Origin of the sequence: Pseudomonas sp. FH1 (assembly GCF_000510895.2) — a bacterium.
In the GTDB taxonomy this organism is placed as follows: Bacteria; Pseudomonadota; Gammaproteobacteria; order Pseudomonadales; family Pseudomonadaceae; genus Aquipseudomonas; species Aquipseudomonas azotoformans_A.
This window is the reverse complement of record NZ_AOHM01000023.1, coordinates 14,299-26,111: the sequence shown is the minus strand read 5'-3', so window position 1 is coordinate 26,111 and position 11,813 is coordinate 14,299. Positions and strand designations below refer to the sequence as shown.

Annotated in this window: 10 protein-coding genes; 8 read left to right on the top strand and 2 right to left on the bottom strand. The window is 62.0% G+C overall.

The features are described from left to right. Positions 1-45 precede the first annotated feature (45 nt). The gene (locus H096_RS09725) at positions 46-687 is read left to right on the top strand and encodes a TetR/AcrR family transcriptional regulator (protein WP_033897904.1); all 642 of its coding nucleotides are present in this window, start codon (positions 46-48) and stop codon (positions 685-687) included. On the opposite strand, the gene H096_RS09720 is transcribed toward H096_RS09725, so the two are convergent. Both H096_RS09720 and aroQ read right to left on the bottom strand, forming a co-directional pair. Continuing rightward, positions 672-1,532 carry a shikimate dehydrogenase gene (locus H096_RS09720; RefSeq protein ID WP_033897903.1) on the bottom strand — a complete coding sequence of 287 codons (861 nt, stop codon included), beginning with the start codon at positions 1,530-1,532 and terminating at the stop codon, positions 672-674. The two genes, H096_RS09725 and H096_RS09720, sit on opposite strands and share 16 nt — an antisense overlap. Beyond that, entirely contained in the window at positions 1,529-1,978 is a 450-nt protein-coding gene (gene aroQ, locus H096_RS09715) for a type II 3-dehydroquinate dehydratase (RefSeq protein WP_033897902.1), read from the bottom strand. The genes H096_RS09720 and aroQ overlap by 4 nt, the downstream gene beginning before the upstream one ends. Positions 1,979-2,185: 207 nt before the next feature. Here aroQ and H096_RS09710 point away from each other — a divergent pair, with 207 nt between their 5' ends. The 7 genes from H096_RS09710 to H096_RS09680 all read left to right on the top strand — a co-directional run bounded on the left by H096_RS09710 (position 2,186) and on the right by H096_RS09680 (position 11,811). Next, entirely contained in the window at positions 2,186-2,707 is a 522-nt protein-coding gene (locus H096_RS09710) for an RNA polymerase sigma factor (protein ID WP_028618031.1), read from the top strand. A 63-nt stretch (positions 2,708-2,770) separates the two neighbouring features. Further along, entirely contained in the window at positions 2,771-3,769 is a 999-nt protein-coding gene (locus H096_RS09705; RefSeq protein WP_033897901.1) for a FecR family protein, read from the top strand. Positions 3,770-3,918: 149 nt separating this feature from the next. Continuing rightward, positions 3,919-6,576, top strand: a complete 2,658-nt coding sequence (locus H096_RS09700; protein WP_033897899.1) for a TonB-dependent receptor — start codon at positions 3,919-3,921, stop codon at positions 6,574-6,576. An 81-nt stretch (positions 6,577-6,657) separates the two neighbouring features. After that, positions 6,658-7,278 (top strand): heme acquisition protein HasA, encoded by a 621-nt coding sequence (locus tag H096_RS09695; protein WP_033897897.1) that lies wholly within the window; start codon positions 6,658-6,660, stop codon positions 7,276-7,278. Between the two features lie 161 nt (positions 7,279-7,439). Next, a complete protein-coding gene (locus H096_RS09690) occupies positions 7,440-9,176 on the top strand; it encodes a type I secretion system permease/ATPase (RefSeq protein WP_033897894.1) in 1,737 nt (578 codons plus the stop codon). Beyond that, on the top strand, positions 9,173-10,498 hold the full coding sequence (locus H096_RS09685; RefSeq protein ID WP_033897891.1) for an HlyD family type I secretion periplasmic adaptor subunit: 1,326 nt from the start codon (positions 9,173-9,175) through the stop codon (positions 10,496-10,498). Before H096_RS09690 ends, H096_RS09685 begins: the two co-directional genes overlap by 4 nt. Next, positions 10,495-11,811 carry a TolC family outer membrane protein gene (locus tag H096_RS09680; RefSeq protein WP_033897890.1) on the top strand — a complete coding sequence of 439 codons (1,317 nt, stop codon included), beginning with the start codon at positions 10,495-10,497 and terminating at the stop codon, positions 11,809-11,811. Before H096_RS09685 ends, H096_RS09680 begins: the two co-directional genes overlap by 4 nt. Positions 11,812-11,813 lie beyond the last annotated feature (2 nt).

Genomic DNA, 11,813 nt, shown 5'->3' with positions numbered 1-11,813 from the left:
GCGGCCCATAATCACGGCCTGCATAACACTGGCCGTGAGCGCACCATGACCACCGAGGCACCTCGCAAGAGTCGTAAGAACAATCCGGAAAAGACCCGCGAAAACATACTCCAGGAAGCCATCGTCGAGTTTGTCCAGCAGGGCCTTTCCGGCGCTCGCGTGGACGCGATCGCCGAGCGTATCCACACGTCCAAGCGCATGATCTATTACTACTTTGGCAGCAAGGAGCAGTTGTACGTCGAAGTGCTGGAGAAGCTCTACGGCGACATCCGTAACACCGAAACCCGCATGAACCTCACCGCGCTGGAGCCGCGCGAGGCGATCCGGCGGTTGGTGGAATTCACCTTTGATCACCATGACCAGAACGTGGACTTCGTGCGCATCGTCAGCATCGAAAATATCCACAATGCCGAGTACGTGAAGCGCACCGACACCATCAAGGCGATGAACAGCAAGATCCTTGAAGGGCTGGGCGAAACCTTGCGCCGGGGGGCCGAGCTGGGCTTGTTCCGGGAAGGGCTGGAGCCGTTGGACGTGCACCTGCTGATCAACTCGTTCAGCTTTTACCGGGTGTCCAACCGCCATACCTTCAGTGAGATTTTTCAGATCGACCTGTCGGATGAGGCGGTTAAACAGCGGCACCGGGACATGATTTGTGATTCGGTGATGCGTTACTTGCAGGCTTGATCCGTCATGCTATGGAAATGCGCCAGCATGCGCTGCGCATCCGGCACTTCCCCACTGAACAGCTCAAACGCTTTCACCGCCTGAAACACCGCCATGTTGCCGCCATCCAAGGTGCGGCAACCCAAGGCGCGGGCGTCGCGCAGCAGTTGGGTTTCCAGCGGGAAATACACGATCTCCGCCACCCACAATTCAGCGCGTAGCCAGGTGGCCGGAACCGGTGTGCCCGGCAGCTTGGCCATGCCCATCGGCGTGGTGTTGACCAAGCCATCGGCCTCGGCCAGGGCATTTTCCAGTTGGCTGCCCACTTGGGCCCGACCGGCGCCGAAACGCTGGGCGAGGTTATCCACAAGGTCGCGGGCGCGGCTGCTGTCCACATCGAAAATACTCAACTGCTCCACACCTTCCGCCAGCAGCGCATGCGCCACCGCCGCACCCGCACCGCCGGCACCCATCTGCACCACGCGTTGGCGTGCTACATCCTTCAGGTTGCGTCGAAAGCCTTCGGCGAACCCCAGGCAATCGGTGTTGTGGCCGATGCGCTTGCCGTTCTTGAACACCACGGTGTTGACCGCGCCAATGCCGCGGGCCTCGTCGGACAGTTCATCGAGCAGCGGTAGGATCGCCTGCTTGCACGGGTAGGTAATGTTCAGGCCGGTGAAGTGCATCAACTCGGCGGCGTCGAGCAGGTCGGGCAGGGCGTTGGTGTCCAGGTGCAGCGGCTCAAGGTCGATCAGGCGGTACAAGTAGCGCAGGCCTTGGGCGTCGCCTTCCTGTTCGTGCAGGGCGGGCGTGCGGGAAGCCTGGATGCCAGCGCCAATCAGGCCGGCGAGGATGCGCGGTTTCATCGGGCCGACCCTTTGAGCAACTGGCTGAAATGTTCCAGGGCCAGGTGATAGCCGTGGCTGCCGAAACCTGCGAGGACAGCCTTGGCAATCGGCGACACAAACGAGTGATGCCGGAACGCTTCGCGGGCATGCACGTTGGAGAGGTGTACTTCGATCACCGGCACTTCACTGGCCACCAGCGCGTCGCGAATCGCCACGGAGGTGTGGGTCCAGGCCGCCGGGTTGATCACGATGCCGGCGCAACGGGCGCGGGCGCCGTGAATCCAGTCGAGCAGTTCGCCTTCGTGATTGGTCTGGCGGAATTCGATTTTCAGCCCGAGCTGTTCGGCGCTGCGGCCACACAGGGCGGCGACATCGGCCAGGGTTTCATGGCCGTAGGTGGCGGGCTCGCGGGTGCCGAGCAGATTGAGGTTGGGGCCGTTGAGCACCAGCACGATAGGCTGCATTGGGAGTATCTCCACAGTTCTTGTTAGTTGTGCAGATAAAATGTACTGGTTAGTTAATTTGGTCAATTGATGGCGGCGTATGTGTTCGATTACCGAACTGTTAATCCGACCTTTCGCACAAGCGGATCAGATTAGATATCAATTGAAAATCATTCTCGACAACGCTTAATATGCCCGCCTGTTTCCTTTACATTCCAGGGAGTCGGTTTGTCGGACGTGGATCTCAAAGGCCTGTTTCTCAAGCATGCCGATACCCTGCGCGGGTATCTGGCGCGCAAGGTACGGGACCCGCAGTTGGCCGCAGACCTGGTGCAGGAGAGTTTCCTGCGCCTGGCCGAAAAGCCGGCTGGCGAGCGCATCGACAACTCCCAGGGCTATCTCTATCGAACGGCGAGCAATCTGCTGATCGACCATATTCGCCAGGAAGCGCGGCGCAAGACAGACTCCGTGCCCCATGAGGCGCTGGCCGAGATTGAAGATGAAGTGGCCGGGTTGGAGGCTCAGGCAATGGCGCAGCAACAGCGACAGGCATTGAAGCAGGCACTGGCGGAGTTGCCGGAACGCACCCAGCAGATTTTCCGTCTCAACCGCATCGAAGGCATGACCCACGCCCAGGTCGCCCGGCACCTGGACATCTCCGACAGCTCCGTACAAAAGCACCTGGCCAAGGCGTTGGCCTACGTGATGCAGCGCCTGCAGGACGGCGAAGTGGCGCCATCCGACGAATGAGTTACCGAAATGCGCCACCTCAGACGTCACAGCGTTACATAACGAAAAATTCGAGATTCACACGTGAATAGCCAGGGTCCGCAACAGCACAGCATTACCGAGGCGGCCGCCGAGTGGGCGGTGCGCCTGCACGCCGGTGCCCTGACCGAACAGGAGCAGGCCGAACTGCAGCATTGGATCGCCTGCGACAGCCGACATGAAGCGGCGTTGCGTTTTGCCGAACAGACGTGGGCGGCGTTGGGAGAGGTGTACAAGGAAGAGCCGGTGCACCGCCAGCGTCCGTCAGCGGCAACGATGCCGGTGCGCCGCACCCAACGGCGAAGGCCATGGCAACGCGTGGCCGCCGTCGCATTGGTCGTGGTGGTGGCGGGTGTTGGCTGGGTGCGCGGGCCGGACGTGTTGCTGCGCATGCAAGCCGACTACATCACCGCGAAAGGCGAGGTGCGCACCGTGCACCTGGCCGATGGCAGCAAGGTCGAGCTGGATTCCGCCAGTGCCATCCGCCTCGACTACGACGGTGTGCAACGTCGCATCAGCCTGCTCCAGGGCTCGGCAATTTTTGACGTGGCGCCGATGGTGGGCGAGGAAACCCGGCCGTTTGTGGTGCAAAGCGCCGGCGGGCAAACCCGCGCGCTGGGCACGCGGTTTGTGGTGGAGCGTGAAGACGACAGTCAGGCGTGGGTTGGCGTGCTGGAACACAGTGTCGAGGTGTCCCTGAACGCGACGCCGAAAAAGGGCCCGTCCGACAGGGTGGTCCAGGAAGGCCTGGCCGTACGCTACAGCCCTCAGCAAGGCATCGTGCCCTTGGACCAACTCGATGTTGCGCGCGCCACCAGCTGGCGGCGCGGTGTGTTGATCTTTGATCGCCAGCCGTTGGCCACTGTCATCGAACAGCTCAACCGTTACCGTCCCGGGCGCGTGGTGTTGACCGACTCGGCCCTCGGTGAGCGTGAAGTCAGCGGCGTGTTCCGCCTCGACATGCTCGACACTGCCCTTGCCACGCTGACCCAGGAACTCCAGGTGCAACGCCTGGACCTGGCTGGCCTCAGCCTGATCTATTGATGACCCGGTGGGGGCCTGCTCCCACCGCCTGAAATCCCCCCTCCTGAAAAACTTTCAAAAAATCTTACTGACTTCCTGCGCGTCGCACGTCTTGCTAGGTGAGAAGCATTCGCATAAACAAAAAACGCTCAGCGCAGGGAACAACAGCAATGTCAGCACTCAACAAGGGGCGTATCACCGTTAGCCGGTTAGCCCTGGCCATCCACGTGGGCCTGTTCGCCGTTGCGGCCCCGGTGTACGCCGCGCAACCCCAGGTGAAGGCTGCACAGCCAGCCGTGCTGATGATCGATATCCCTGCGCAATCCCTGGGCAGTGCCGTGCTGGCGTTTGCCGACCAGGCCGGCCTGCAAGTGCTGTTCGACAGCCAGCGCCTGGAAGGTTTGCAGAGTACGGCGGTGAAAGGGCAGTACAGCGTGCAGGAAGGCTTGGCGCGGTTGCTGGGCAATGCCCCGGTGGAGTACCGCTTCAACGGCGAGCGTCAGGTCACCCTGACCCGCGTTGAGCAGAGCGGCGCCGCCTTGGCGCTGGGCACCACCACAATCACCGGCTTGCACCCCAACGATTGGGTGTACTCGTCGCCCCGTTCGGTGAGTGTGGTGGGGCGCGAGCAACTGGATCGCAACCCGCCCCGGCATGCCGCTGAAATGCTGGAGGAGGCGCCGGGCGTCTATTCGGCGGTCAGCCAGCAAGACCCCGGTTTGTCGGTGAATATTCGCGGCATCCAGGACTACGGCCGGGTCAACATGTCCGTGGACGGCATGCGTCAGAACTATCAGCAAAGTGGTCACCAGCAACGCAATGGCACGCTGTATGTCGACCCGGAGTTGCTGTCTGAGGTGGTGATCGAGAAGGGTGCCACTTCCACGATGGGTGGTGCGGGAGTGATCGGCGGGGTCGCCAACTTTCGCACCGTGGAAGCGGCCGACCTGCTCAAGGACGGCAAGGAAATCGGCGGGCGTATCCGCTTGACCACAGGCTTGGGCGGGCGCAGCAACGGCACGCACTTTATCGGCAGCTCGGCGTTTGCGGTGGGCACCGACGTGTGGGACATGTTGGTGGCGGCCAGTGAGCGTCACCTCGGTGACTACAAACCCGGCACCAAGGGCAGCATTGGCGAGCTGCGCACCGGCAGTTCCTTCCTGCCGGCCAGTGAAGACCGGATCAAGAACTCCACTGTGGAATACACCGGTTCGGTGATGCGCTCGCGACTGCTCAAGCTAGGCCTCAACCTGCCGGTGGATCAGCGCCTTCAACTGAGCTACCTGACCACCGAAGTCGGCTATGACGACGTCAACATGATGACCGCCGAAAAAGCCCAGCTCTGGGAGAAACTCGGCAGCAGTGACGTCACGGCACAGAACTTCGCGCTGGACTACAGCTACACGCCGGACAACCCGCTGATCGATTTCAAGGCCAAGCTTTATTACGTCGATACCCGCAACGATCAGTCCACGCTGACCCGTGGCAGCAGCAAGGGCTACGAGGTCACCTATCAGACCAACACCTATGGTTTCCAGGCACAGAACATTTCGACCTTTGCCTTGAGCGAACTGTCCGTGATCAAGGCCAACTATGGCCTGGAATTTTTCTACGACAAAGTCCGTCCGGACTCCAACCAGATGGTGGCCGCCGACTCGGCCGTCACCGCCTCGGCGGCGGAAAGCATCACGCCCAGGGGCGACCGGGCAATGGGCAGCCTGTTCACTCGCCTGGACTTCGACTACGACAACTGGCTGAACCTCAACGCCGGGTTGCGCTACGACCGCTATCGACTGCGCGGCGAAACCGGTTTGAACACGCGTACGTTCATTATCGGCACCACCCGGCAAGTGGGGTTGCCCATGACCTATGACGTGGATCGGGAAGAGGGGCATTTCTCGCCCACCTTTGGCCTGTCGATCAAGCCGGGCGTGGATTGGCTTCAACTCTTCGCCACCTACGGCAAGGGCTGGCGCCCGCCGGCAGTCACCGAAACGTTGGTGAGTGGCCGGCCACATGGCGGGGGCTCGGAGTCGATTTTCCCCAACCCCTACTTGAAGCCTGAGACGTCCACGTCCTGGGAGGTTGGCTTCAATGTGTTGAAGGAGGACCTGCTGTTCTCCGAAGACCGCGTAGGCATGAAAGTGTCCTACTTCAACACCCGCGTGGATGACTTTTCCTATATGGCCCTGGGCGTGCAGCCGCCGGGTTATGGCATCGCCAATATCGGCAATGCGGCGTACGTGAACAACCTGGAGACCACGCGTTTTCGCGGCCTGGAGTACCAGCTGGATTACGACGCCGGGTTCGCCTACGGCCAGTTCAACTACACGCGCATGCTCGGTAGCAATAAGTTCTGCAGCAAGACCGCATGGCTGGGCGGTGTGACCAAGATCCAGAAAGGGCCGGGTAGCCGGGCGCCGGTAGACGCGATGGTGCCCGATGACGTGGCGAATGCGGGGCAGAGTTGCAGCGCGATCCTGGGCTCCTCAGAGCACATGCCGATGGACCGCGGCACCGCGACGCTGGGCGCGCGCTTCCTTGAGCGCAAGTTGGATGTGGGCGTTCGCGCCCGTTACAGCGGTGGTTACTACGTCAAAGGCGGTGTCGGCGTGACGACTTCGCAAACCGGCGTGTACCCGGCCGACTGGAAGCCCTACACCGTCTATGACCTCTACAGCAGCTACCGCGCCACCGACCAGTTGACCCTGCGCCTGGCCATGGAAAACGTCACCGACCGCGCCTACCTGGTGCCGCTGGGCGACGTGTTGGCCTTCACCCTGGGCCGTGGGCGCACGTTGCAGGGCACCGTTGAATATCAGTTCTGACCGATTTTGCCCAGTGACGGGCAAAACCACAGCAGGCAATGGCTTGCTGTGGAGATACCACCCCATGACTTGGAGTTTTGCATGAGCATTTCTATTTCATACAGCACGACCTACGCCACTAACACCGTTGCCGAGTACCTGAGCGACTGGTCGGCTTACTTTGGTGACCTGAACCACCGTGAAGGGTCGGTCAAGGAGGGTTCGAACACCGGTGGTTTCAATCCTGGCCCGTTCGATGGCACCCAATACGGTGTGTCGAGCACTGAAAGCAACGCGGCTGTGGTGGCTAACGGTGACCTGCATTACACCTTGTTCAACCCGCCGTCGCACACCTTGTGGGGTTCGATCGACTCCCTGAACCTGGGCACCATCCTGACCGGCGGCGGGGCCGGCGGTAGCTACAGCCTCGCCGAGCAGGAAGTCAGCTTCGCCAACCTGGGCCTGTCGAGCCTGCAATCCGAAGGCCGTGACGGCCAGGTGCACAAAATCGTGTACGGCCTGATGAGCGGCGACAGCTCGGCACTGGCTTCGGCGATCGACTCCCTGCTCAAGGACATCGACCCAAGCCTGTCGATCAACTCGACGTTCGACCAACTGGCGGCTGCCGGTGTGGCCCATGTGGACTCGGCTTCGGTCGCTGCGTCCGATGTGGCGCTGGTGGGCGTGCAAGACGTGCCTCAGGACTTTGCCCTGGCCGCTTAAGCAAAAAAGCGAATGGAAGATCGCTCTCCCATTCGCCGTTTTACACACCGCTGTCGCCAAGCCTTCTAACTCTTCAGCGACGGCGGTGCCGAATTCTGCGCAGCGTCGCTTTGCCTGTCAACGCGGCGGTGCTGCCCGCTCAACCCCATGAGAATCCCCAGATGCGCCACGCCGGCAACGAAACCCTGGCCGCTCTCACGGCCTATAAAAGTGGCTTCTTCAACATCGGCCTGTTCTCGGCGGTGATCAACCTGCTGATGCTCGCCCCGGCGCTGTACATGTTGCAGGTGTACGACCGGGTGCTGGCCTCGGGCAATCAGATGACCCTGTTGATGCTGACGCTGATGATCCTCGGCCTGTTCGGCCTGATGGGCGCGTTGGAATGGGTGCGAAGCCAGGTGGTGATCCGCCTCGGTACGCAGATGGACATGCGCTTGAACCAGCGGGTGTACGACGCCGCGTTTGAAGCGCAGCTCAAGGGCGGCACCCAGGCGGCGGGCCAGGCGTTGCATGACCTGACCACGCTGCGCCAGTTTGCCACCGGTCAGGCGTTATTCGCGTTCTTTGATGCGCCGTGGTTTCCGGTGTACCTGCTGGTGATTTTCCTGTTCCACCCCTGGCTCGGTCTGTTGGCGCTGGTCGGCGCGCTGTTGTTGATTGTGCTGGCGTGGGTCAACCATCACGTCAGCCAAGCGCCGATGGCCCTGGCCAGCCAACTGTCCATCAGCGCCAGCCAGCAGGCCACGGCCAACCTGCGCAATGCCGACACCATCGAAGCCATGGGCATGCTCGCCACCTTGCGTGCGCGTTGGTTTGGCCAGCACCAGGCGTTTTTGGCGCAGCAGAACCTGGCCAGTGAAAAGACCGCGACCGTTACCGCCTGGTCCAAGGGCGTGCGCCTGGCGCTGCAATCCCTGGTGTTGGGCCTGGGCGCTTTGCTGGCAGTACAGGGTGAGATCACGCCGGGCATGATGATTGCCGGCTCGATCCTGATGGGCCGCGTGCTGAGCCCCATCGACCAATTGATCGGCGTGTGGAAACAGTGGGGTTCGGCGCGCCTGGCGTTTGATCGGTTGTCGCAGATGCTGGAGGCCAATCCCGCGCGCCCGCAGCGCATGGCGCTGCCGGTGCCCAAAGGCCAACTGAACGTCGAACAAATCAGCGCCTGTGCCCCCGGCAGCCGTCGGCCCGCGTTGGCCAATCTGGGTTTCAACCTGGCAGCCGGGGACGTCCTGGGCGTGATCGGGCCGTCGGGCTGCGGCAAATCCACCCTCGCTCGGATACTGGTGGGCGCCTGGGCGCCCCTGGCCGGCAAGGTGCGGCTGGATGGCGCCGACTTGGCCTTATGGGACAAGCAGCAGTTGGGCCCGCACATCGGTTACCTGCCGCAAGACATCCAGCTGTTCGCTGGCAGCATCGCGCAAAACATCGCGCGGTTTGCTGAGGTCGACGCGGATAAAGTCCTCGCGGCTGCGCAGATGGCCGGCGTGCATGATCTGATCCTGCAACTGCCCCAAGGCTACGACACGCAATTGGGAGAAGGCGGTGCCGGGCTTTCCGGTGGCCAGAAGCAACGCGTTGCACTGGCCCGCGCGCTGTACGGCCTGCCTGCGCTGATCGTGCTGGATGAGCCCAACGCCAACCTGGATGAAGTGGGCGAGCAGGCCTTGCTCCAGGCGATCGCCCAGCTCAAGCAACAGCGCCGTACCGTGATCCTGATCACCCACAAACCCAACGTACTGACCCTGACCGACCAGTTGCTGATCCTCAAGGACGGCCAGATGCAGGCGTTCGGGCCGACGGCGCGTGTGTTGGAGGCACGGCAGAAACCGGCAGCGCCCAAACCGGTATCGACCATGAGCATGAGTTACCGCGTAGGTGAAGGAAAACAGGCATGAACCCGAGCAAACCTGTATTGATCAGCGACGCGCCCAATAATGTGCTGGCGTTGGATGACAAAAAGTACTCGCGCCTGGGATGGCTGTTGGTACTCGGCGGTTTTGCCGGCTTCCTCGGATGGGCGGCGTTGGCGCCACTCGATAAGGGCGTGGCAGTGCCGGGCAAGGTCATGGTGTCGGGCCATCGCAAGACCGTGCAGCACCCGGCCGGGGGCATCGTCGAGCGTATCGACGTGCGCGACGGTGACGTGGTGAGCGCCGGTCAAGTGTTGTTGCGCTTGAAGGAAACCCCGTTGCGCGGGCAGATGCAGTCCCTGCGCAGCCAGTACTTGGCGTCGCTGGCCAGCGAGGCGCGCTTGAGTGCCGAAAGTGAAGGGTTGGCGGCGATCACCTTCAACCCTGAATTGCTTAACGATCCGGAGGCGGCGGGCACCTTGAGCCTGCAACGGCAGTTGTTCAATAGCCGCGCCCAGGCCTTGGCCACCGAGCAACAAGGCCTGCGCGAAACCATCGCCGGGGCCGAGGCGCAACTGCGCGGGACGCGGGATTCGCAAGCGAGCAAAGTCCAGCAGCGCGCAGCGTTGAATGAGCAACTGCAGGGCCTGCGTGAGTTGGCGCGTGAGGGTTACATCCCACGCAACCGCCTGCTCGACAGCGAACGACTGTACTCACAGATCGACGGCGCCATCGCCGAGGACTACGGTCGCATCGGCCAACTGCAACGCCAGGTGATGGAACTGCGCCTGCGCATCCGCCAACTTGGCGAAGACTTCCAGAAAGACCTGCGCGGCCAGTTGGCCGAGACCCGCACCCGCAGCGATGACCTGCGCAATCGCCTGGCGTCGGCCGAATTCGAGCTGGCCAACAGCCTGGTGCGTGCGCCCGCAAGCGGCGTGGTGGTGGGGTTGGACGTGTACACCGAAGGCGGTGTAATCAAGCCCGGCCAGCCGTTGATGGACATCGTGCCCCAGGGCGAACCTTTGCTGGTGGAGGCGCGGGTGCCGGTGCAGATGGTCGACAAAGTGCACCCCGGCCTGCCGGTGGAACTGATGTTCTCGGCCTTCAACCAATCCACCACGCCACGGGTGGCCGGTGAGGTGACGTTGGTCTCGGCGGACCGTCAGGTCGATGAACGCACCGATGAGCCCTATTACACGCTGCGCGCCCAGGTCAGCGCAGCCGGTATGCAGCAATTGGACGGTGTGCAGATCCGCCCAGGCATGCCGGTGGAAACCTTCGTCAAGACCGGCGAGCGCTCGATGCTCAACTACCTGTTCAAACCCCTGATGGATCGCACCCATATGGCCTTGGTGGAAGAATGAAGGCGCTGTTGTTTACCCTGTGTTTCGGTTGTACCTCGGCGGCCCACGCTCTGGGTTTGCTGGATGCCTACGACTTGGCCCTGCGCAATGATCCGACGTTTCAGGCCGCCATCCAGGAGCGTGAAGGCGGTGAAGAAAACCGCGCGATAGGCCGGGCGGCGTTGTTGCCGAATTTGTCGTGGAGCTATAACAACTCGCGCAACGAGTCCGAAGTGACGGCAGGGGATGTCAAAAGCGACCGTGATTACCGCAGCTATGCGTCGACCCTGACCTTGCAGCAACCGCTGCTGGATTACGAAGCCTATGCGCGTTTTCGCCAGGGCACCGCTCAGGCATTGATGGCCGACGAGCGCTTTCGCGGTAAGAGCCAGGAGCTGGCGGTGCGGGTACTCAATGCCTACAGCCAGGCGTTGTTGGCCCAGGAACGCATTGAGCTGAGCCGTGCACAGAAGCGTGCGTATGCCGAGCGCTTGCAGCTCAATGATCGCCTTCTAAAAGGCGGTGAAGGCACACGCACCGATGTGCTGGAAACCCAGGCGCGTTTGAGCCTGGCCCAGGCCGAAGAGATTGAATCGCAAGACGCGCAGGACAGTGCCTTGCGCGAGTTGGAAGCCATCGTCGGCCAACCGTTGCAGATCGAAGAACTGGCGCCGCTGACGCGCCAGTTCGAGATTGCGCCCCTGGAACCCAATCGTTTCGAAACCTGGCGCGAACTGGCCATGGCCAACAACCCGGAGCTCAAATCCCAGCACCACGCCCTGGACGTGGCCTCCTATGAAGTGGAACGCAAACGCGCAGGCCACCTGCCCAAGGTCAGCTTGTACGCCACCAGCCGCCAGACCAACTCCGACTCGGAAAGCAGCTACAACCAGAAGTACGACACCAATACCGTCGGCATCCAGGTCAGCCTGCCGCTGTTTGCCGGTGGTGGTGTGTCGGCGTCGACCCGCCAGGCGGCAAACCAGTTGTCCCAGGCCCAATACGAGTTGGACGCGCAAACCTCGGCCACGCTGGTGGAGTTGCGCAAACAGTTCAACCTCAACACCAGCGGTGCGGCCAAGGTGCGTGCATATGAAATGGCCGTCAGCTCTGCCACGGCTTTAGTCGCTGCGACGAAAAAGAGTGTGGCCGGCGGTGAGCGGGTCAACCTCGACGTGCTCGACGCCGAACAACAACTCTTCACCGCCCGCCGCGATTTGGCGAATGCGCGACATGCGTATCTGCTGGCAAGGATTCAGCTGAAGTATTACGCGGGGTTGCTGAGCGAGCAGGACTTGCGGGCTTTGGCGGAGTATTTCCAGCCCTCGGCATGAGT